General features: G+C 42.0%; 23 protein-coding genes and 3 pseudogenes. 14 read left to right on the top strand and 12 right to left on the bottom strand.

Annotated features, from left to right (window positions below; translation table 11 throughout):
• A partial coding sequence (locus ACKTT2_RS04615) for an element excision factor XisI family protein (RefSeq protein WP_407884449.1) occupies positions 1-199 on the top strand: 199 nt, incomplete at its 5' end.
• 277 nt (positions 200-476) lie between these two features.
• On the opposite strand, the pseudogene ACKTT2_RS52310 reads toward ACKTT2_RS04615, so the two are convergent.
• A pseudogene (locus tag ACKTT2_RS52310) lies at positions 477-1,257 on the bottom strand (IS1380 family transposase); the annotation flags it as partial.
• 530 nt (positions 1,258-1,787) lie between these two features.
• Here ACKTT2_RS52310 and ACKTT2_RS04600 point away from each other — a divergent pair.
• The 5 genes from ACKTT2_RS04600 (at position 1,788) to ACKTT2_RS04580 (ending at position 4,394) form a co-directional block, all read left to right on the top strand.
• Positions 1,788-2,207, top strand: coding sequence for a hypothetical protein (locus tag ACKTT2_RS04600; RefSeq protein ID WP_407884445.1), 420 nt, complete (start codon positions 1,788-1,790; stop codon positions 2,205-2,207).
• A gap of 2 nt (positions 2,208-2,209) precedes the next feature.
• The gene (locus ACKTT2_RS04595) at positions 2,210-2,629 is read left to right on the top strand and encodes an HNH endonuclease (protein ID WP_407884443.1); all 420 of its coding nucleotides are present in this window, start codon (positions 2,210-2,212) and stop codon (positions 2,627-2,629) included.
• A 546-nt stretch (positions 2,630-3,175) separates the two neighbouring features.
• A complete protein-coding gene (locus ACKTT2_RS04590; RefSeq protein WP_407884441.1) occupies positions 3,176-3,442 on the top strand; it encodes a hypothetical protein in 267 nt (88 codons plus the stop codon).
• Between the two features lie 270 nt (positions 3,443-3,712).
• Positions 3,713-4,099: a type II toxin-antitoxin system RelE/ParE family toxin gene (locus tag ACKTT2_RS04585; protein ID WP_407884439.1), complete on the top strand. Its 387-nt coding sequence runs from the start codon at positions 3,713-3,715 to the stop codon at positions 4,097-4,099.
• Positions 4,080-4,394, top strand: a complete 315-nt coding sequence (locus ACKTT2_RS04580; RefSeq protein WP_407884437.1) for a helix-turn-helix domain-containing protein — start codon at positions 4,080-4,082, stop codon at positions 4,392-4,394. The genes ACKTT2_RS04585 and ACKTT2_RS04580 overlap by 20 nt, the downstream gene beginning before the upstream one ends.
• Before the next feature lie 280 nt (positions 4,395-4,674).
• Here ACKTT2_RS04580 and ACKTT2_RS04575 read toward each other — a convergent pair.
• Positions 4,675-4,845 (bottom strand): annotated as a pseudogene (locus ACKTT2_RS04575) (DUF433 domain-containing protein); the annotation flags it as partial.
• A 258-nt stretch (positions 4,846-5,103) separates the two neighbouring features.
• Positions 5,104-5,298, bottom strand: coding sequence for a DUF4058 family protein (locus ACKTT2_RS04570; RefSeq protein ID WP_407884435.1), 195 nt, complete (start codon positions 5,296-5,298; stop codon positions 5,104-5,106).
• Between the two features lie 182 nt (positions 5,299-5,480).
• Between ACKTT2_RS04570 and ACKTT2_RS04565 the strand changes: the two genes are divergently transcribed.
• Positions 5,481-6,002, top strand: a complete 522-nt coding sequence (locus ACKTT2_RS04565) for a hypothetical protein (protein WP_407884433.1) — start codon at positions 5,481-5,483, stop codon at positions 6,000-6,002.
• 116 nt (positions 6,003-6,118) lie between these two features.
• Positions 6,119-6,976: a DUF3153 domain-containing protein gene (locus ACKTT2_RS04560; RefSeq protein ID WP_407884431.1), complete on the top strand. Its 858-nt coding sequence runs from the start codon at positions 6,119-6,121 to the stop codon at positions 6,974-6,976.
• Positions 6,977-7,095: 119 nt separating this feature from the next.
• Here the strand turns inward: ACKTT2_RS04560 and pdxH are convergent, their stop codons facing one another.
• Positions 7,096-7,740: a pyridoxamine 5'-phosphate oxidase gene (gene pdxH / locus ACKTT2_RS04555; RefSeq protein WP_407884453.1), complete on the bottom strand. Its 645-nt coding sequence runs from the start codon at positions 7,738-7,740 to the stop codon at positions 7,096-7,098.
• Between the two features lie 82 nt (positions 7,741-7,822).
• Here pdxH and ACKTT2_RS04550 point away from each other — a divergent pair, with 82 nt between their 5' ends.
• From ACKTT2_RS04550 to ACKTT2_RS04540, 3 genes are all read left to right on the top strand, one after another.
• Positions 7,823-8,869, top strand: coding sequence for an AI-2E family transporter (locus tag ACKTT2_RS04550; RefSeq protein WP_407884429.1), 1,047 nt, complete (start codon positions 7,823-7,825; stop codon positions 8,867-8,869).
• A gap of 77 nt (positions 8,870-8,946) precedes the next feature.
• Positions 8,947-9,735: a segregation/condensation protein A gene (locus tag ACKTT2_RS04545; RefSeq protein ID WP_407884427.1), complete on the top strand. Its 789-nt coding sequence runs from the start codon at positions 8,947-8,949 to the stop codon at positions 9,733-9,735.
• Positions 9,736-10,132: 397 nt separating this feature from the next.
• Positions 10,133-11,305: a nucleotidyltransferase family protein gene (locus ACKTT2_RS04540; RefSeq protein ID WP_407884425.1), complete on the top strand. Its 1,173-nt coding sequence runs from the start codon at positions 10,133-10,135 to the stop codon at positions 11,303-11,305.
• Positions 11,306-11,384: 79 nt separating this feature from the next.
• Here the strand turns inward: ACKTT2_RS04540 and speA are convergent, their stop codons facing one another.
• Entirely contained in the window at positions 11,385-13,400 is a 2,016-nt protein-coding gene (gene speA / locus ACKTT2_RS04535; RefSeq protein ID WP_407884423.1) for a biosynthetic arginine decarboxylase, read from the bottom strand.
• A 187-nt stretch (positions 13,401-13,587) separates the two neighbouring features.
• Here speA and ndk point away from each other — a divergent pair, with 187 nt between their 5' ends.
• Entirely contained in the window at positions 13,588-14,037 is a 450-nt protein-coding gene (gene ndk / locus ACKTT2_RS04530; RefSeq protein WP_407884421.1) for a nucleoside-diphosphate kinase, read from the top strand.
• Positions 14,038-14,276: 239 nt separating this feature from the next.
• Here ndk and ACKTT2_RS04525 read toward each other — a convergent pair whose 3' ends face one another.
• A complete protein-coding gene (locus ACKTT2_RS04525) occupies positions 14,277-15,005 on the bottom strand; it encodes a TerC family protein (RefSeq protein WP_407884419.1) in 729 nt (242 codons plus the stop codon).
• Positions 15,006-15,232: 227 nt separating this feature from the next.
• Between ACKTT2_RS04525 and ACKTT2_RS04520 the strand changes: the two genes are divergently transcribed.
• On the top strand, positions 15,233-15,454 hold the full coding sequence (locus tag ACKTT2_RS04520; protein WP_407884417.1) for a hypothetical protein: 222 nt from the start codon (positions 15,233-15,235) through the stop codon (positions 15,452-15,454).
• Between the two features lie 119 nt (positions 15,455-15,573).
• Here the strand turns inward: ACKTT2_RS04520 and ACKTT2_RS04515 are convergent, their stop codons facing one another.
• The 6 genes and pseudogenes from ACKTT2_RS04515 to iscB form a co-directional block, all read right to left on the bottom strand.
• Complete coding sequence (locus tag ACKTT2_RS04515) at positions 15,574-15,789, bottom strand: DUF433 domain-containing protein (protein ID WP_407884451.1); 216 nt, start codon at positions 15,787-15,789, stop codon at positions 15,574-15,576.
• A 288-nt stretch (positions 15,790-16,077) separates the two neighbouring features.
• Positions 16,078-16,380 carry a tetratricopeptide repeat protein gene (locus ACKTT2_RS04510; protein ID WP_407884415.1) on the bottom strand — a complete coding sequence of 101 codons (303 nt, stop codon included), beginning with the start codon at positions 16,378-16,380 and terminating at the stop codon, positions 16,078-16,080.
• A 156-nt stretch (positions 16,381-16,536) separates the two neighbouring features.
• A complete protein-coding gene (locus tag ACKTT2_RS04505; RefSeq protein ID WP_407884413.1) occupies positions 16,537-16,689 on the bottom strand; it encodes a hypothetical protein in 153 nt (50 codons plus the stop codon).
• 30 nt (positions 16,690-16,719) lie between these two features.
• Positions 16,720-17,418, bottom strand: coding sequence for a WD40 repeat domain-containing protein (locus ACKTT2_RS04500; protein WP_407884411.1), 699 nt, complete (start codon positions 17,416-17,418; stop codon positions 16,720-16,722).
• A gap of 199 nt (positions 17,419-17,617) precedes the next feature.
• A complete protein-coding gene (locus tag ACKTT2_RS04495) occupies positions 17,618-17,770 on the bottom strand; it encodes a hypothetical protein (RefSeq protein WP_407884409.1) in 153 nt (50 codons plus the stop codon).
• 21 nt (positions 17,771-17,791) lie between these two features.
• Positions 17,792-19,111, bottom strand: a pseudogene (gene iscB, locus ACKTT2_RS04490) (RNA-guided endonuclease IscB).
• Between the two features lie 488 nt (positions 19,112-19,599).
• Between iscB and ACKTT2_RS04485 the strand changes: the two are divergent.
• On the top strand, positions 19,600-20,438 hold an 839-nt coding region (locus tag ACKTT2_RS04485; protein WP_407884407.1), incomplete at its 3' end, for an AMP-binding protein.

Here is a 20,438-nt window from a genome sequence, read left to right as displayed (position 1 = left end):
AGGATGGAAAGACGAGCGTCGAATTTACGGGTGTTCGGTACATATCGATATTAAAGATAGCAAGATTTGGATACAGCACGATGGCACTGAGATTGGATTTGTGGATGAATTTGTAAGGCTAGGAGTTGCAAAAGACGATATTGTGTTGGCATATCACTCGCCGTTTATGCGGCAGTTTGATGGTTTTGCAGTTAGCTAATAAACAATGTCAACAGTAGACGAACTTTCAAAGAAATGTATGGAATTGATAGAGGCTTTGTAAATAAGCGATCGCTACTGTTATTCCTTTTGACTACTGATTAACAACAACAGAATTGATGTTTTAAACTTTCCCAAGATTATGAATTGCGATTAAAGATGGTATATCGCCAACCAAAGTTGAAACCTTTGTCCCCTATTGCTTTTATAAAATTTGAGTCACTGTAGAAAGTAGGAGCGAACAGACAGTTCATAATGGGATTCCCGTTTAATTTTTGAAATGTATGAGTGCTAGTTCTATCACTATGTAACCCTAATTTTTGTTCTTTTAAACAATTTTCCATGTTGCCTCGTGGACAATACTTTTGAGTATAAAGTCGTCCGGGCGGGATTTGATTAGTAGTCAGCGACGTTACTACAAAACGAGTATCAACTTCTTCATAGCTGTACTCAACTTTGGCAACAACACGACGATTACGACTCCAAGTATCGAGAGTTTGATAATCAAGAGAACAATACCAAACTGAGTTATCTACAAATGCTGCTGCAGATGAAATTAAATCTGGTGATGGCGGAAATATGCTTTCAAATAACTCGACTATGGGTTGAATTTTCCTTAAGTATTCTTGGGACGCACTTCGGCTGGATTGATTGTGATAGCTGGATTAGCCGACTATTTGGAGCCAGTCCAAACACATAATCAATTCCTCTTTGAGATTCACACCATGCCATTATATCTTCCCTGGAATAAGCGCTATCTCCACGAATAATAATTTTTACATTCTTCCATTGTGAGCGGATTATTTTGATGACTCTTTGTAATTCTTCTAATCCCCCTTCAGCCGGGTCAACATTGGAAGCCCGAAGTTTGGCTGCTAGTAAATATTGTCCACAGAAAATATAAAGTGGGGCATAACAATAACCACGATAATAAGGATTAAAGAACGTTTCTTTTTGATGACCATGTACGGCATCATCCGTCACGTCTAAATCTAAAATTATTTGTTTTGGCGGCTTTCGATAAGATTCTAAAAATAACTCAACTAACAGCGTTTCTATCGAGTCACGCATCATATTCAAACGCAGTTTATGCAATCGGTGGCATTAAGAGTATTTTTGCCACCAATTTCGCAAAGGATCATTTTTTGGTGGTACATAACGTCCTTTAATCTTAATTGCATTGAGTACATTACCGAATAATGCGGAATTCGGAATTCGGAATTAATTAATTTTGGATACCAGCCCCTCAATTTATTGATGGAAAATCTAAATTTTATTCCACAGTGACCCACAACAAGCTAAACAGTACCGACAACAGGCTAGAGTTGCTATGAAGCGCTGCCAAGTATTGATACAAGAGTTGAAACGTCAACAAGCAAGCTAAAAACTGGCTATGCCGACATCTCCTAATCCCCTACACAACGACTTACCCAAAATGCCAATGTCACTTAGATTTGAGATAAAATACCACGTCAAAGTACTGTTATAATTCGCACTGCGTCTAAAACGCTTAAACTCTATACAGGATAAAGGTTTTGGTAATAGCGCTAATATTGAAAGTATAAACAACTTACGATATCAAGCAACTAATGGCAACGCAAAAAGTCACGGTTGAAATTCCACAAGCCATTTTTCAACAATTGGCTCGTATTGCCTCGGCAACCCAACAGCCTTTGGAAGTCCTGGCTGCTCAAAGCATTGCCAGTAACTTACCCCCAACGCCTGACAATGCCCCAGTAGAAATTCAGGCAGAACTTTTGCAAATGCAAACGTGGGATAGTCAAGAATTGATAGCGATCGCCCAAAGTCAAACGATTCCAGAACAGCAACAACGTCATATAGAATTATTAGAGAAAAATCAAAATGGCGAACTTACCTATAGCGAACGTCGAGAACTTAGTGAGTTAAGAATCGCAGCCGATCGCTTGATGTTACAAAAAGCTTATGCTTGGTCAGTTCTCCGTTGGCGAGGACACAGAGTACCTGCTTTAAATGAATTACCCGAATAATCATGGCTATTCCTGACAAAATTCGTAATGATGTTTTAGCAAGGGCAGGCTTTCGGTGTGAGTATTGCAAAACTTATTCCCGGTTGGTTGGTATGCCCTTGGTAATGGAGCACATCATTCCTAAAGCTGCTGGAGGTAAAGATGAATCTGAAAATTTGGCAGCTTCCTGTTATCGCTGTAACGAATTTAAAGGTGCAAAAACCCATACAATCGATCCACAAACAAGTCAATTAGTGCCGTTATTTAATCCAAGGCAACAATCTTGGCAAGAGCATTTTAATTGGGTAAATGGTGGAACTCATGTTGCTGGTCTAACACCTATAGGTCGAGCAACTGTAATTGCTTTGCGACTAAATAACGAGTACATAACCGAGGCAAGAGTATTGTGGATTAAGAGTAATTGGCATCCTCCTTCAATATAGTTAAGGTTAAAGTACCACCACTTTACTCTTTAAAAATGGCAAAAGTATTGCTCTAGAATCTGTTCAGATTGCTGGAGATAGGTAGGAAGATTCATTACTCAAGTAATGCCAACATTTTTATCTGTAATCATAAAACAAAATCCCTTATAATACTGAAGTGCTGATAGCAGACAGCTAAATTTTTACCTCAAATCCTCAAACCTTCATAAATTGCTAGTATTTTGGTCAGATCAAGCAATTAAATTGGATACATTAGAAAAATTTAGCAATTTTTCTCCCAAAGTTTCTATTTGTTCTTTGGGGAATACTCGAATTCACTCAATTATGGATGAATCTATCTCGCCAAAACGATGATTTAATAAACAACTAAGAAACTAGAAAGCTTCCTTATTTTCCTCCTGCAAAATATCTTGCTCGAATTCGCTCGCCCGCGATCGCCATGTAAAATAACAATATCATGCTCAAGAATAACAGAACCGATCTCATAAGGCGCAAAATATGCGCCACAATCTATAAATACAAAGAATTCAAACACGAGAGGGTCTGATGCAATCAGCGTTACGGCTCGAAACTAAAGTTCTACCAGGCAACAAGATTGAAATCAACCTGCCTGCGGATACTACCTCAACCTCTGTCGGACAAACCATTGAGGTGATAGTGCTGCTGTCTGAACAGAAGTCAGCCCTAGAGAGGCATTCTATTTTGCAACTGCTTGAAGAAATCCACAAACAGCGTCCCGTTGGCAGAAGTGTAGAAGAAATCAATCGAGACTTACAGGCACAAAGAGATGCATGGCGTAACAACATATCGTAGTCAATCGGAGTCAACTTTTTTTTACGTCGAACTCAGGTTTAGAAAACAATGACTTTGAGAACGCTAGCTGACTAGAGACTAGAGCAGATCAACTTTATGAAGAAGCTAAAAATTTGGAATTTGTGATTTTAGAATTGGAGGAAAAATGAAAACAGTTGAAGATTTAACAACTCGCGCTAAAGAACTCAGTAAACAAGCTGTTGAACTCAGACGTAAAGGCCGGGAAATATCATACATAGTGTGATACTATAAGAAATTACGACTCAAAAAATGCGGATCTTCAAAAATGCTTGGTTTGAACGCTTTGCCCGTAAGGAACGGCTGAGTGATGAAGCGCTTTACGCGGCTGTCACCAGAGCGTCCAAGGGGCTAGTAGATGCCGACTTAGGTGGCGGCATCATCAAACAGCGGATAGCACGGCAAGGACAGGGGAAATCAGGAGGATACCGCAGTCTTATCATTTTTCGCAGCGGCGATAAGGCTTTCTTCGTGTACGGCTTTGCAAAAAGCGAACGCGACAATATTGAGGATGATGAAGTGGACGCATTTAAGAAAGCGGCAAAAGAGATGCTGGCATTATCCGATGAGCAAATTGCGGAACTTATTGACAAGGGACATTTGACGGAGGTTGAGCAGGATGAAGAAATATCGCAGTGAGGCATTTGCCGCGATTCATGAGACGATGGAAGCTTTACACGAGGTGGGGGCTATCACCAAGCAAACCATGCGCGAGTTTGATGAGACGTGTCTTTCTCCGGTTGAGATGCTAACACCAGAGCAAATCAAGGAAATTCGGGAACATGAGCGGGTATCGCAACCCGTTTTTGCCCGTTATCTCAATGTTTCTAAAAACCTAGTTTCAGATTGGGAGCGTGGGAAGAAAAAGCCAGGTGGTCCTGCGTTGAAGCTGCTGCTGCTTGTCCAGAAAAAAGGGCTTGATGCAATTGCGTAATGGATATACATTGAAAAACGTTTCTATAAGCAACTTATAGTGAAAGCGGATGAACGATTAAATACAATACCAGCATGGATTTCCGTAGTACGAGCAAACTTTTCGCTCATCCCGAACGTTTGCTGTGACAAGAATACGCTCTTCATTAAAAGCATATTCTAACACTTGATAATCTTTTGCTCCAAGTCATCCCCGATCTCTAACAGCGATCGCATCAATAAAAAGCTCGTTACACAAGTAACCTGCAACGGCTGGTGAAAGATCCTCATCAATTAGGAATTTAATGCTTTTTAGGTCTGACAACACTTGGGTAAGCTTTCACGTAAACTCGAGCAAATTTTATATCTTCTTCAGTCAAATAAGGATAGTCTTCACGAACAACCTCTAGTGACTCGCCTTTATCAAGCATTGAACCAATATGACGAACCGTAAGCCGAGAATTAGAAAATACTGTTTCTCCGGTTCTTGCGTAATTAGCGTGCTAAATTTATTAAAAAATAAGCTTGAAATCTTTACGGATCTCATATTACAGCCATTATTGACTGCAATGAACGTATTCGGGTTGAAATGCGCGACTATAAGTGCTTGTAAGCCTTGATTTTAAAGGAAAGTTATCGACTGTAATCATAATGCACGCACGCGCTTTGTACCAAAGAACCCCATATTTCTATGGCTTTAGCAGGCATTGGCTACGACTAACTCAACATCTTCAGGTAGCGATCGCCATATCACCACTCACTTTATATACCCATTTGTCCGTTACCACCCGATATTTTGGTAACAATTTGGGAATCAAGTCCTTAGCCAGTGCTGCTATTAAGTGGTTGTGGAAGTCTGACCAGTAATCTGATTGTTCGAGATAAGGATTCATCCCTGGAAATGGGTTAGGCATATTTAAACTCACTGGTCACTGCTCACTGGTTACTGCTCACTGGTCACCGCTCACTATTTAAAATGCTAGCAACTAGCAAAACCCCCACAGATATAGCCATTGGTTCGCGAGCATCCCAGTCAGTGAAAAAATATGACTACCAATAGTCTCCACTGTTGGCAAAATAGAGAGAGTGCCGATTTTTTGTATGTAAAGTGAGTTCTGAAAGTTTAGAAATAGCTAAAACTAGGTATCAAGCTGGGAGAGTTGCCTTTGAAAAAGGGCAATATCGGGAAGCCGTCGAACAACTCTCAAGAGCAAGCGACCTCCTAGCCCCCAATTCTCGTCTTGCTGGAGAGGTGAAACTTTGGCTTGTCACCGCTTATGAAGCGGCTGGACGCTCCGAAGAAGCACTTGACCTTTGCGAACAACTCAAGCGCCATCCTCACCTTGAAACCAGCAAGCAAGCGAAAGAATTGCACTACATTCTCAAAGCACCTAGGTTACAACGTCCGAAAGAATGGATGACTGAAATTCCTGACTTGGGAGCGATCGCTGATAATGAAACAAACACTCGTTTCACTGTCAAGCCTAGTTCTTCCCCAAGACAGATGCGTCCTGAGCCAGAATTTGTAGAGCTGAGTCAGGTCAATACTAAAGATAATCGATTCATCTGGATAGCTTTAGTTGCGATCGGTTTAATCTTAAGTGGGCTGCTTTGGATGGGTTTGTCATAGTATCTAAAACTGCAACAATAGAGGACATGGAAGCAGCGATAAGCTGGGTACAGCTTGCGCTTCGCGATCGCAAAAGGTGCGAGTGACTGAACTTGATTTTTGGAGATATTGATAGTATGAAATGGTCTATTTTTCAAAATAATAACCGCAGATGCATAGCAAAGCACGCGGAAAGAGAAAATTATCAGCGTTCGTCAGCTACAGGGTGCGGTTCAAAATCAATTATTCTATGCACGGTGCTGTTAATATGCTTATTTCTCTCAGGATGTGTTAAGTACGATCTAGGTGTTAACTTTGACAATTCCAATCACGGCGAACTGGTACAGCATATAAAATTAGAAGAACGATTGCTGAGTTTTAGTGGCGACTCTGTATATGAATGGTTAAACAGCATAGAACGTCGCGCCCGTAAATTAGAAGGAAAAATACGGCGGCTTTCCAAAGAAGAAATCTTTGTTTCCATCCCTTTCAATAACGGGCGAGAATTACAAACCAAATTCAACGAATTTTTTCACCCTAATGGGACTCAAAAACCCGGAGCGGTTAGTAATGAATCTAATGAAGAACTGCCAAAAATTGAATCAAATATACTCTTGTTTCAAAACAATTTTTTACTCCTAGTCAGGAATCGATTGATTTACGATTTGGATTTGCGATCGCTAGGTGTAATTTCCAGCAATGGTTCTGTTCTGTCAAATCCCGGTTCCATTCTCGACCTAGAATTTGGCTTGAACACTCCTTGGGGTGCAAAGACAGTGGAAAAAACTGAGAATGCGATCGTACCAGAAAAGAATGGCAATCAACTTGTGTGGAGACTTAAACCCGGAGAATTAAATCATATAGAAGTTGTGTTTTGGCTTCCCAGCCCTCTCGGATTTGGTACATTATTCATTATTTTATTTGTACTGGGAGGGCTGTACCTGAGATACAGTTTTATGCCAGATCCTAGAGTTCAGTTTGCTTCAAAAGGTTAATTGTTAATTGCTAATGGATGATTGGCTAGTAATTAAGTCACAGTTACTAGCCCCTTTTTATTTAGTCCTTGTCTTGCGGACTTGGTATGTGTAGCCGCGATTACGAACATCGCCAAGGCTTAAGGCGACAAGCGTTCAATCTTCCAACTGCCATCATCTAAACGGGTATAACGCAAGCGATCGTGCAGTCGATTGGGGCGTCCCTGCCAAAACTCAATTTCTACGGGGATCGTTCGGAAACCTCCCCAATGCAGGGGGCGCGGAACATCTTGGTTTTGATATTTAGTTTGAAGTTCCTGTATTCGCTGTTCGAGAACTGCTCGACTTTCTATCGCCTCACTTTGATTGGAAGCCCATGCACCCAAGCGACTATTGAGAGGACGGCTATAAAAATATTCATCTGACTCCGCATCTGAAATTTTTTCCACACGTCCAGATATGCGGATTTGACGTTCTAGTTCTGCCCACCAAAAAACAAGAGCGGCTTGGGGATTTTCTGCTAGTTCCTGCCCTTTTTGACTGTTGTAGTTTGTAAAGAAGACAAAACCTCTTTCATCAAAACCTTTGAGCAGTACCATTCTTGCAGATGGCTTACCCTCTCGTGTCGTAGTTGCAAGCGTCACGGCATTTGGTTCCACAAGTTGGGCTGCCAATGTCTGGTCGAACCATCGTTTAAACTGTATAAAAGGATTGGGGTCAACATCAGTTTCGCTCAAACCTTGCAAGGTATAATCCTTCCTAAGATCGGCAATATTTCTATCTATCATCATTATTCCTGTATAAAAGTAATCAGTGACCAGTGACCAGTGACCAGTAACCAGGGACTAGTTAACTAAAAGTAAAAAAATGCGCCGTTCAGCCTCACTTCAACGTCTTTTAATATACGGTCTGAGCGGTCCAATTATCGCTCTCAATTTCTGGCTGCTGTATTTTATTTTTCGTTTATTCCTGCACCCTATCACTATTGTGAGCGTTGCAGCAATTTTGGCTTTCCTACTGAACTACGCAGTTAAGTTCTTTGAGCGTGTTGCTCTTAACCGCCCTCAAGCTGTGACTATTGTGCTGCTGCTAACACTCACGCTTTTGATTGTTTTGGGCGTTACACTCGTGCCAATAGTGATTGACCAAACAATTCAACTTTTAGACAGGATTCCAAATTGGTTGGCAACTAGTCAAGCCAATCTGGACTCTCTTGAAGCCATAGCCAAAAAGCGACGTTTACCTTTAGATCTCACAGTGGTCAGCAATCAAATCAATGCCAACATTCAAAGTATGGTACAGCAACTTGCTTCTGCTGCTGTGGGATTTGCCGGAACAGTCCTTTCAGGATTGCTTGATGTAATATTGGTGGTTGTCTTGGCATTCTATATGCTTTTGTATGGCGATCGCGTATGGTTTGGGTTATTTAACTTTTTACCAGCCTATATTCGGGTTCCTTTAAGAACCTCCTTACAGCGTAACTTTCACTACTTTTTCCTCAGCCAACTTTTACTGGCAGTGTTTATGGTAGCCATTATGACTCCAATTTTCCTCGTTCTCAAGGTTCCTTTTGCGCTGTTATTCGCTATAGTTATTGGCATATCGCAACTCATACCTTTTATTGGAGCAACATTGGGGATCGGTTTGGTCACATTGTTGGTATTGTTACAAAATTGGTGGCTAGCTGTACAGGTGGCTGTAGCCGCGATCGTCGTACAGCAAATTAAAGACAATTTACTCAGTCCCAAGTTACTTGGAGATTTTATCGGGGTCAATCCTATATGGATTTTTGTAGCTATTTTAATGGGTTTTGAAATTGCTGGTTTGTTGGGTACACTCGTTGCAGTCCCTATCGCCGGAACTATCAAAGGAACTTTCGATGCCATTAAGAACAGTACACTACCTGACCAGTGACCAGTGACCACCTGACCAGTGACCACCTGACCAGTAGGTCACTTCTATTCCCTACTCTCCCACTCCCTAACCCCTAAATGGACGCTGCTGAGCTATTAGAAAAAATTACGTTACTTATTGACCAGGCTGAACAAGGGGAAATTGACCCTTGGGATGTCAAGGTGATTGAAGTTATTGATAGTTACTTAGAGCTCATGGCACCGGAAACTGCAACAAGAAGGTATGAAACCGATTTATCACAATCGGGTCAAGCTTTTTTGTCGGCATCAAAACTGGTATTGTTTAAGGCAAATACTTTAATGCAGTTGCAAGCAGCTGTGGAGGAACAAGAAGCTACTGAGGAAGCTTTTTTGGAAAGTGAAGATGGAGTCGCTTCTTACCATCCGCGCTTGCCACTAGAACGTCATCTGCGCCGTCGCCCTGCGGCTATGCCTCCACCGAAACGCCGCGTGACTTTGCAAGAACTGATAGAACAGTTGCAAGTCATGGCAAAACAGTTGCAGCTAGTGGAAAAAGCGAATAAGCCTGCTCGTACTCGACGCCAACCCAGTCTTCAGTCCATGAAGGCTGCTTTGGAATTGGCTCACCAGGAAAATCTAACAGAAGTGGCTTCAGAACTCGAGCAAGTTTTACGCCTTATGACTCCAAAATTAAATTTGGAGAAAAATTGGTTAAATTTAGAACAACTTGTGGAATTATGGACTCAAGCAAAGCAACCGCAACAAAAGAGTACGACAAAGCATTCGCACGAAAACCATACAGTTAGTGTTTTTTGGGCATTACTACTGCTTTGCGCTCAGTCTAAAGTAGAACTCATTCAGGAAGAATTTTACCAAGACCTAAAAATTAGATTACTCACTGATTAATCAAACAGTATGGATTTGCCTTTAAATTAGGGTTATACAGCATTGCCATAGGCTGGTTCGCTATGATGACTTCAGCGAACCTTAAAATCCAATTCAATTGGAAAAATGACCAATACAAATTATAAAGGATGAAGGTAATGGTATGAAAGGTGAAAAAACGTATAAAATATCGGGGTTCTTAGCTAGGGTATAAAATTTTCACACTTAGCACTTTGGATTTTATGCTTTTTTTATACTTCATACTTTACACTTCATATTTGTGTCATATGCCCATAATGGTTTTGATGTGCAGTTGTTGTACTCAGTGATTTTAGGGATGACAAAAAAGCGGAAATACACTGAAGATGAAGTATCAAATGATAACAGTAAATTGGCTTGTGGTTGAGGAATAAGATATATGAAAGCGATGATTCTCGCAGCAGGTAAAGGTACTCGCGTCCGTCCGATTACCTACACAATGCCCAAACCAATGATGCCCATCATGCAAAAACCAGTGATGGAATTCTTGCTGGAAATTTTACGACAGCATGGGTTTGACCAAATTATGGTTAATGTTAGCCATTTAGCAGACGAAATCGAAAATTATTTCCGCGATGGTCAACGGTTTGGCGTACAAATTGCCTATTCTTTTGAAGGTCGCATTGTTGATGGCACTCTTGTAGGAGAAGCCATTGGCTCTGCTGGAGGAATGCGGAGAATTCAGGATTTCTACCCATTTTTCGACGATACCTTTGTGGTGTTGTGCGGTGATGCTCTGATTGACCTAGACTTGACAGCAGCAGTAAAATGGCACAGAGAAAAGGGATCGATCGCCACCATCATTATGAAATCTGTTCCACTAGAAGAAGTTTCCAGCTATGGTGTCGTGGTTACGGATGAAGAAGGTCGAGTCAAGGCTTTCCAAGAAAAACCCAAGGTAGAAGAAGCTCTCAGCAAAAATATTAACACGGGTATATACATTTTTGAGCCGGAAATCTTCAATTATATACCTTCAGGAGTAGAGTATGACATTGGGAGTCAGTTATTCCCGAAATTGGTTGAAGTTGGTGCGCCTTTCTATGCTATTCCAATGAATTTTGAATGGGTGGATATTGGTAAAGTGCCAGATTACTGGCGAGCAGTTCGCGGCGTGCTGTCGGGAGAAATCAAAAATGTTCAAATCCCAGGGCATCAAGTCGCTCCTGGTATTTACACTGGCATGAATGTCGCTGTCAACTGGGACAAAGTAGATATCACAGGTCCGGTATACATTGGCGGTATGACCAGAATTGAAGATGGTGCAAAAATTGTTGGTCCTACAATGATAGGTCCCAATTGCTGGGTGTGCAGTGGCGCAACAGTGGAAAATAGCGTCATCTTTGACTGGTCTCGATTGGGTCCGGGAGTCAGACTAGTTGATAAACTGGTATACGGTCGTTACTGTGTAGACAAGACTGGAGCCACGATAGACGTGCAAGCAGCAGCTTTAGATTGGCTGATTACCGATGCGCGTCAAGAACCACCATCTCATACTCCAATCGAACGACAAGCGATCGCTGAATTGTTAGGAACAAATGCTCCTGTGACTTAAATTGTTATTTGTTAGTTGTTAGTTGCGTGTAAACCACTAACCACTGTACGGGCGCAAGGCATTGCGCCCCTACTAACCACTAACTCGCCAAATACGTATATCTTCGCAAGCTTTGTTCGTAAGTTTGTAACAATTTTTGAGATTCTGCGAGAGTAATTCGATTTTCTATCAAAGCGTACTCGCATCGCTGACGGATATTTTCTACCATATCCTCTGCGTCATACTGTACGTAGCTTACAACCTCACTCATAGTATCGCCTTTGACAACGTGTTGAATTTGATATCCCTTCGGTGTCAATTGGATGTGAACCGCGTTGGTATCGCCAAAGAGGTTGTGTAAATTCCCCATAATTTCTTGGTAAGCCCCATTAAGGAACATACCCAAGTAGTAGGGTTCTCCGGGCTTGAACTTGTGCAGTTCTAATACTGATTTGACATCTCGTAAGTCAATAAAACGGTCTATTTTACCATCGCTATCGCAGGTGAGATCGGCGAGGATACCCCTTTGTGTTGGTTCTTCACCTAAGCGATGTATCGGCATGATTGGAAACAATTGGTCAATTGCCCAGCAATCTGGTGCGGATTGAAATACAGAGAGATTGACGTAGTAGATGGAAGCCATAATTTTTTCTAGGTCTTCCAACTCATCGGGTACATATTCTTGCTTGCGAGTGATCTCTAGAATTTTTTGACAGCAAGCCCAGTAGAGACGCTCTGCTTTGGCACGTTCTCTGAGACTTAAAATCCCTAGTTTAAAGCGGCTAATTGCCTCTTCTTTAAATTGGGTTGCATCGTGGTAAAACTCTTGATAGTTCTCTTCATTTAACGATTGATAGGTTTCCCACAAATAGGTGATGATGTGCGATTCCCCTTCTTGGGGAGGTTCTGGTGGGTCACCGGGAACTTCGCTAGCACTGAGAACGTCAAAAATTAAAACAGATTGATGAGATGCGATCGCTCGTCCGCTTTCACTAATTAGTGTTGGTACTGGGAGATTCTTCTCTGCACATGTATCTTTTAACTCAGCAACTATGTCATTGGCATAGTTCTGCATATTGTAGTTTTTTGAGGCGTAAAAGTTGGTTTGAGAGCCGTCATAGTCTACACCTAGACCGCCACCAACATCTAAGTATTTCATATTTGCCCCTTGAGTCGCCAATTCTACATAGATCCGGCTGGCTTCTTGGATAGCATCTTTAATCACATGAATGGCGGAAATTTGCGAGCCAATATGGAAATGCAGTAACTGCAAAGATTCCAACAAATTAGCATCGCGTAACTTGTCAACGGTTTGCATGATTTCTGGAATGGTCAGACCAAATTTAGCGCGATCGCCTGTGGAAGTTCCCCACCGTCCCATTCCTTGAGTGCTTAGTTTAGCTCTCACACCAACAATAGGTTCGATCCCCAACTGCTGGCTGACCTCAATCACGAGATCCACCTCTTCAACTTGTTCTAAAACGATAATCGGCGTTTGTCCTAGCCTTTGCGCTAGCATAGCCGTTTCGATGTACTCCCGGTCTTTGTAGCCATTACAAACTAATAGCGCACCTGGGGTGTCTAGTAGAGCCAAAGCAATCATTAACTCTGGCTTGGAACCAGCTTCTAAACCAAATTGATGAGGTTTGCCAAAACGCACCAAATCTTCAATTAAGTGCCGTTGTTGGTTGCATTTGACAGGAAATACGCCACGGTAAACGCCAGGATAGTTATAGCGGGCAATAGCTTTGGCGAAACAAGCGTTTAACCGTTCGATCCTGTCTTCCAGAATATCGGAAAACCGTATCAATATGGGAAGCCCCAAGTTACGTAGCTTGAGGGCATTAACGAGTTCGTACAGGTCTAAAGAACCACCGCGATCGCCCTTAGGAGAAACAGTGATATGACCTGCGGCGTTGATGGAGAAGTAGGGTTCGCCCCAACCTTCTATCCGATAAAGTGCTTCGCTATCTTCGATTTTCCAGTTGCGAGTTCCATCTGGATTAGTCGCTATAGGTAGCAGTTTTTGTTGTTTTTGTACTTTTATTTCGGCTTTGGTTGCATTGGAGGGAGGTTTCACCACCTCGTCTGATGTAGTTGTTAAATCGCCACGCATTTCTTTCCTGACCTTTTTGTTTCACCCACGAGAATACAATGTATCGCATTCATCTCGAAGCGCACATGCATTTGGAGATACTTTCTGCGATAATTTCAGATTGTCCTTTGTCATTTGTCAATAACCAGTGACCAGTGACCAGTGACCAGTAACCAGTAAACAATTTACTTAATTTGAGGAGATAGCTTTGGAACGCACATTCTTAGCAATTAAGCCCGATGGCGTGCAGCGTGGACTCATTGGTGAAATCATCCGCCGCTTTGAGACTAAAGGCTTTACCCTCGTTGGTTTAAAGTTTGTAAAGCCTTCCCGAGAATTGGCCGAACAACATTACGATGTTCACAAAGAAAGACCTTTCTTTGGCAGCCTGGTCGAGTTTATCACTTCAGGCCCTGTTGTGGCGATGGTTTGGGAAGGAGACGGCGTTGTCGCCGCAGCTAGAAAGTTGATTGGCGCAACAAATCCCTTAACAGCAGAACCAGGAACAATCCGAGGTGACTTCGGCATTAATATTGGTCGCAACCTCATCCACGGTTCCGATGCTATTGAAACAGCACAACGGGAAGTTTCCCTGTGGTTTAAGGGAGAAGAATTGGTTGCTTGGCAACCTCATTTGACACCTTGGTTGCACGAGTAACCCCTCGTTCCCAGGCTCAGCCTGGGAATGCAGCCCACGAGGCTCCGCCTCCCGTGGTTAAAAGCCCTCACCCCCAACCCCCTCTCCTACGGGGAGAGAGGGCTTAAGCCCATAAGATAGGTAGTTGATTTTTTGGAAATCCCTTGTTTACTGAACTCAATAAACGGTCAGCCAATCCTTGAGCCTTGTAGTATAACGTACAATTTTCTACTTATGTAGAATTTCTTGATTCGTTATCCTTATTGTTGCACTTCAGTTTTTTCTGGTTCCTGTATTGTAGTTTCAGCGTCTGAAACTTTACGTTTGGAGAATCCCCATGCCAAAATCAAGGCAATAGAAGTAATCATCACCCATTGTGGTGGGACAAAGGAGTCGTTCACAACTTTCAAAAACAAGCGCAAACCCACTAAAGCTACTGTAATGTAACCAGCATCTTCCAAGTAGACGTATTCATCCAACCAACGAATAAACAAACCTGCCATAAACCGCAGAGTCACAACACCAATGGTAGTTCCCGTGAGTACCAACCAAGTCTCATTAGAAACAGCGATCGCAGTGGTTACGCTATCGAGAGAAAATGCTAAATCTGTCAGGGCGATAACGGGGATCGCTTGCCATAGGGAACTAAATCGGGGACCGTGGTGTTGGTTGTCTTCACCTTCTTCAGAAGTAAAATGTTGGAATACTAGCCACAGTAGATAGGCTGCACCCAACAATTCAAACTGCCAGAACTGCTGTACCCAAGCAGCAGTGAGAAGTAACGTGATTCGCAAAACATAAGCAACGACTAAACCAATGTTCAGCGCCTGACGTTCGAGTTTCTGGTTCCCCAGTCCTTGAGCAATAGCCGCCAGAGCGATCGCATTATCTGCAGAGAGTACCGCCTCTAAAAAAATGAGGAGCAGCAACACTATAGATGCTTCTAAACTAGGATGAAAGTTGAGGTAGTCAAATATTTGGTCTAGCATTCCTGTTTTCTCAAGCAGCAAAAATTAAAAGTTAACAGCAAAAGAGAGCTTGATATACAAAACGTAACAAAAAGCTACTTTCTCCAGCTTAACCTGTAGTTGGTGAAGTATGGTCAAATTGTACCGACAATATTCTATACTTTGAGTTGTATCGAAGCCAGAATAAAGTATAATTTAATACATAAATTATGATTTTGTAGGCTGGGTTGAGGAACGAAACCCAGCAAATGGAGATTAAAAGTTCTGGTGGTGCGAGCATCTTGTCCGCCTTTGATAAGGGACAGGCAGGAAGCCCATCCCATATTCTGGTAATAGTTTATTTTCTACTGCCCTCAGAATGGAATTCTGGGGCTATACAAACGAAGCCCGCCTACGCGGGCTATTCTCTTTCTGCTGTAAGTTATGATAGCGATCGCATTGCTGAATTTTTCTTTGCTACAAGTAGATAGACAGAAATATACACGCTATATTACCAAATGTAAAAACACCTGAAACTCTTACCAATGACAAATGACTTTTGACACCAATGAAAGCAATTAAAGTCAGTTTTTTGCTCAACAGATTTTCATCAAGTAGAATGAGCACGAGCAGTTCGCTCCCGATCTAGCATAGCTTTTGCGATTGTTTCCAAAACCACCATTACCGGAGCTTGCAAGTGTGGAAAATCTTCTAAGAATTCGGCTAAGCCTGCTTCACCTTCAAGATAATCAAAAAAGGTTTGCAATGGAACTCGCGTTCCTACAAATACTACAGTTCCACTCATAATTTCTGGATCGGAGTGGATAATTCCTCGAGCGCGTAAAACCTTTTGAATATCTATTATAGATTCGCACTTTTCTTAGCAGGTTGGATTTTTAAATTCAATTATAGCTTGAGTTTTTGTAGCTTAGGAAAGTAGTAGTGTAGTGAATGAAAAATTACTCTCTTTCCGCCATAATATGCTCTTTCTTCTCTTTCTACTCTCGTGGCAGCTAAGCGATGCCATCTAAGATATCTATGGCATCAGTCACAGGCTATGACCAGTCTCTCAAATCTCAAACCCAAAATCCAAAATCTAAAATCCAAAATGATATTATTCCTCTCTCAACTCTTCAGTCGGGAAAGGATTTTTACCTGCATTTAAAGAAGTAATCCAACATTGACGCTGTGATTTTCGCTTGGAATCATCAGTACGTTTGATAAAGGTTTGCAAGTCTTCAATCGCTCCTTTGCGATCGCCAGTGAGCGCTCTAGCTAGCCCACGGCTATCAAGAATACCTCCATCTTTTGGAGAAAGAGCAACTGCTTTTTCACAAGCAAACATGACATCTTTGGCAAACCCTCGTAAGCTACCATCCCAACAAAGAGAATTCCAATCATCGGCAGAAATAGTCAAAGAGGGATCGAGTTTTTGAGCATCTTTGTAAAGAGCGATCGCTTCTTTGATTTTAGCCTGTTTTATCAGTGCTTCTCCTCGTGTAATAACAACAACTGCTTTTGAATTATTTTCTGGAGCTTCTGTCTCTGGATTCAGGTCAATATTTCGCTCTAGTTACTGTGCTTTTTTAAACTTAACTAATGCTGCCTCAATGTCACCTTCGTGGGCGAGTTCTATGCCTTGGACAACTATAGCTGGTACTGCTTTGACTTCTGAATTAAAGTTCAAATTGGAATTCCATGCTTTAGCTTTATTAAACTTAGCCACTGCACCCTCAAAATTCCCCTCTTTTGCTTGCTAATTTCTCAGCTTACCTTGTTCTACTGAAGTCGATACGGCGGCACTCAGGGGAGGCTTTGTTTGACATACCTGAAGTTCTTCCAAGGTCTCAGGATGCTGGGGCAAATAATATTTGAGCCAATCGCATCCCAACACAAGTAAATTTTCTAGATCCAAGTTCCACAATTTTACTGTCTTGTCCGAACTTGCAGAAGCGATAGTCTTGCCATCGGGGCTGAAGCTGACGCTCCAAACTGAGTCATCATGCCCTTTGAGGGTTTTAAGTTCTCTGCGTGTGGTATCCCACAATTTGATGGTGTTGTCCCAACTTGCAGAAGCGATGGTCTTGCCGTCGGGGCTGAAGTTGACGCTCACAACTTCGTCGGAATGTCCCTTGAGGGTTTTGAGTTCTCTACCTGTGATATCCCACAGTTTGACGGTGTTGTCCTTACTTGCAGAAGCGATGGTCTTGCCATCAGGGCTGAAGCTGACGCTCCAAACTGAGTCGTCATGCCCTTTGAGGGTTTTAAGTTCTTTGCCTTTTGACTCATAAGCTGCTGGAGTCAAAAGTGCTTCTGAAGAGGAGGCAGAAGCACTAAGTTGGGCATTTGTCTCACCAATTGTTGACTTGACTCCAAATGCCACAGCCACAGCTGTTAATGCTACCAACCTTACCCCTGCACTGCAGCCAAAATAGTAACGAATTCCTTTATTCATTTTCCAACTCCAGAGGGACTATAAATAACGACTAGTTTTTGGTTATCGCAACTGATACGCTGAATTCATTGTTTAACATATTTCTCTCACCCAGATGTCCAGACGCCCTGTAATCTTTGTGTCCTCGTCCTCAATGGAGATAGCAATCGCATCTTCTATTGTTAAGCGAACAGGTACTTTTCTAGCACCCAGATTAACGTTAAAGTTTGAGACGATTGCAGTGAGCTTGAGCTTTCCGTTCTAAGCTTTCAATTTCTCTTTTCCAGCGATCGAGCTTTTCTTCACCTAAAACCCCCTGGGAGCGGGGAAGCCTCGTGTCTTTAGACCGAGGAGGAACCGCGACACGAGCCATTTCAATGGCAGTCCAAATATTTTAGAATGCATACGAATAACCATCCTTTTTGTGAATTGGTTTACAAAACCTATGATTAATTCCTGCTACTCTTCCAGATTTAGTAGTAATATCAAAACTACCAGTTTTGCGACATAAAACACGCCCAATATACTCTCCTACTTTCTTACCATTAGTGACAACTGCTTTAACGATGTCGCCCGTCTTAAATCCATAATGAACTTGTGCTTTGTCTCGGTGACGAATTGGAAATCCGTATTTATCTGTGCCGCACATTTGTCTCGTTCCATGACCATTAGCTGTAATGAGTAATGGTTTAACTCCTTTGACAATTAATTTTTCTGGAGTTGATTTACCGACACAAGCTGCATCAAAATAGTGCGTTTTCGGTAATTCTTGTTGAGTTCTATTGAATTTAGTTAACCCACCACTGCCTGTCTCTACTTGTAAATTGGTTGCTTTTAGTATTTCAAGTAATGTAAATCGAGTTGTGTTAACTGCGGCTGCGTCTGCAAGTGGTTGTTTTGCTTGTTTGAGAATTTTCTCCAATCTTACTGGATCTTTTTTAAGAAAATCTTTAATATCTTTTGTCCCTTTTTTCCGATTGCATTTTTCGCATGATAGAGTAAGGTTTGTAATTGAGTCGCTACCTCCTTTGCACGAAGCGCGAATGTGTTCTATCTGAAGTGGAACATCTTTGATACCGCAATAGACGCATTGACGATTCCACTTTTCAAGTAAATACTCTCTAGTTTCATAACCAAATAGCGTCCCCTGTTGATATTCTTTTCATTGAATATTTGGATTGCGAATTAATTGCATATCAAAGCGCACTAATTCTTGAGAAATTACTGCAATTGGTGTAACTTTACGGAGCCTTCTAAACCAAGTTTTTATGTTGTCAATGCGACTTCTCAAACTGGGAGCTAACCAATCATCTCGACGTTGTTTTGGACAAGGTTGTTTGTTACCTTTTCTAAACCATTCGTGTAATGGTGGTTGGCGATATCTTGTTTTTCGGTTCCTTCTACTTCTACGGAGTTGTTTTCTTGAGGTAAGAGAATCTCTAATTGCAAAACCTCGGTGTTTGATTTCAGCAACAAATACGACTTCTCCTGTAGAATCTTTAACTATTGCTATCCCTGTGGTTTGTGAACCAGGGTCTATTTTGATTCTTAATGGTTGAACAGGTGCATCGAGACGGGTTTTTTTTAAGATAATAGTAAACGGAAATTTGCGGAATATTGCAGCTTTGCCATTTCTTAAAAGTTGTCTTGCTTGTCCTGGATGGATTGGATCTAGTGGGCATTTGTTTGTATCAATTACAAATACTTTGCTCAAAATGAGCCTCCTTTCGGGTAATGTTAGCTTCGCTAATGTTTAAGGTCGGCATATTCAAAAAGCACTGGTTTACCCTTCGTCCACCTGTTTAACTCTTTGATTTCAGAGCAGAAGACTAGCTACGCATCTTCTGGTGAGATTTTTAGCACTTACCTTAAACGTAGTCTACTTAAAGACTTAAGCTGGTCAGCTAACTAAAATTTGGGGCATGACGCCCTGTCACGAAGTGTGCAGGGTGCTGACGGTAACTTCTACTTGCTGGTGCTTGTACGTTTTTCATAATCTTTCCAGTATTCCCTAACTTTGTTGATATCTTGTTCTTGAGTACTTTTATCTCCACCACAAATTCCTTATTTGTAAAGTAGAGATATAGCATACCAAGTCCCTACTCTGCTAATTTCCATACATCTTAACGAAAATCAACCACACTTCTCGTAATTTTACGTACACAATAGTTTTGTGTTAGAACGCCAATAACGGAAACGACTATGTCCCAAATCACCATAGAATCTATCCTTCAAGAAAAGCGTTTATTCCACCCCAGTCAGGAATTTTCTCAAAACGCTCGCATCAAAAGCCTTGAAGACTACCAGCGCCTCTATGATAAGGCTAAGGCAGATCCTCAAACATTCTGGGCAGAGTTGGCTGAACAAGAGTTGCACTGGTTCCAAAAGTGGGACGCGGTGCTGGACTGGCAACCACCTTTTGCTAAGTGGTTTGTTGGGGGAAAAATTAATATTTCTTACAACTGTATTGACAGACACCTCACGACTTGGCGCAAAAATAAAGCTGCGATTATTTGGGAGGGGGAACCAGGTGATTCTCGCACTCTCACTTATGCCCAATTACATCGGGAAGTTTGCCAGTTTGCAAATGTGCTGAAGCAGTTGGGTGTGAAAAAAGGAGATAGGGTTGGCATTTATATGCCTATGATTCCTGAAGCGGCAATAGCAATGCTCGCTTGTGCTAGAATTGGCGCACCTCACAGCGTTGTTTTTGGCGGTTTTAGTGCGGAAGCGTTGCGCGATCGCCTCGTGGACGCCCAAGCAAAAGTGGTCATCACGGCTGATGGTGGTTGGCGCAAGGATGCGATCGTTGCTCTCAAGGATCAGGTAGACAAAGCTTTGGCTGATGGGGCTGTTCCTTCGGTGGAAAACGTCCTAGTCGTACAGCGTACCAACCAGGAAATCCATATGGAATCGGGACGAGACCATTGGTGGCATGAGTTACAAAAAGGCGTCTCCGCAGATTGTCAGGCTGAACCTATGGACAGCGAAGATATGCTGTTTATTCTCTACACTTCCGGTAGCACGGGTAAGCCGAAGGG

This window comes from Scytonema hankhaensis NUACC26 (assembly GCF_045865695.1).
In the GTDB taxonomy this organism is placed as follows: Bacteria; Cyanobacteriota; Cyanobacteriia; order Cyanobacteriales; family Nostocaceae; genus Scytonema.
Note: the sequence above shows the minus strand (reverse complement) of the source record. Positions and strands in the feature narration are given on the sequence as shown.

What these genes read in the sequence shown, in the direction of transcription:
- ACKTT2_RS04500 (WP_407884411.1), bottom strand. Translation starts at nt 17,418, where the DNA reads ATGAATAAAGGAATTCGTTACTATTTTGGCTGCAGTGCAGGGGTAAGG.
- ACKTT2_RS04580 (WP_407884437.1), top strand. Translation starts at nt 4,080, where the DNA reads ATGAAGAAATATCGCAGTGAGGCATTTGCCGCGATTCATGAGACGATG.
- ACKTT2_RS04590 (WP_407884441.1), top strand. Translation starts at nt 3,176, where the DNA reads ATGCAATCAGCGTTACGGCTCGAAACTAAAGTTCTACCAGGCAACAAG.
- ACKTT2_RS04585 (WP_407884439.1), top strand. Translation starts at nt 3,713, where the DNA reads ATGCGGATCTTCAAAAATGCTTGGTTTGAACGCTTTGCCCGTAAGGAA.
- ACKTT2_RS04595 (WP_407884443.1), top strand. Translation starts at nt 2,210, where the DNA reads ATGGCTATTCCTGACAAAATTCGTAATGATGTTTTAGCAAGGGCAGGC.
- ACKTT2_RS04550 (WP_407884429.1), top strand. Translation starts at nt 7,823, where the DNA reads ATGCGCCGTTCAGCCTCACTTCAACGTCTTTTAATATACGGTCTGAGC.
- ACKTT2_RS04495 (WP_407884409.1), bottom strand. Translation starts at nt 17,770, where the DNA reads ATGGCTCGTGTCGCGGTTCCTCCTCGGTCTAAAGACACGAGGCTTCCC.
- ACKTT2_RS04560 (WP_407884431.1), top strand. Translation starts at nt 6,119, where the DNA reads ATGAAATGGTCTATTTTTCAAAATAATAACCGCAGATGCATAGCAAAG.
- ACKTT2_RS04525 (WP_407884419.1), bottom strand. Translation starts at nt 15,005, where the DNA reads ATGCTAGACCAAATATTTGACTACCTCAACTTTCATCCTAGTTTAGAA.
- ACKTT2_RS04545 (WP_407884427.1), top strand. Translation starts at nt 8,947, where the DNA reads ATGGACGCTGCTGAGCTATTAGAAAAAATTACGTTACTTATTGACCAG.
- speA (WP_407884423.1), bottom strand. Translation starts at nt 13,400, where the DNA reads ATGCGTGGCGATTTAACAACTACATCAGACGAGGTGGTGAAACCTCCC.
- ACKTT2_RS04600 (WP_407884445.1), top strand. Translation starts at nt 1,788, where the DNA reads ATGGCAACGCAAAAAGTCACGGTTGAAATTCCACAAGCCATTTTTCAA.
- ACKTT2_RS04540 (WP_407884425.1), top strand. Translation starts at nt 10,133, where the DNA reads ATGAAAGCGATGATTCTCGCAGCAGGTAAAGGTACTCGCGTCCGTCCG.
- ACKTT2_RS04520 (WP_407884417.1), top strand. Translation starts at nt 15,233, where the DNA reads ATGGAGATTAAAAGTTCTGGTGGTGCGAGCATCTTGTCCGCCTTTGAT.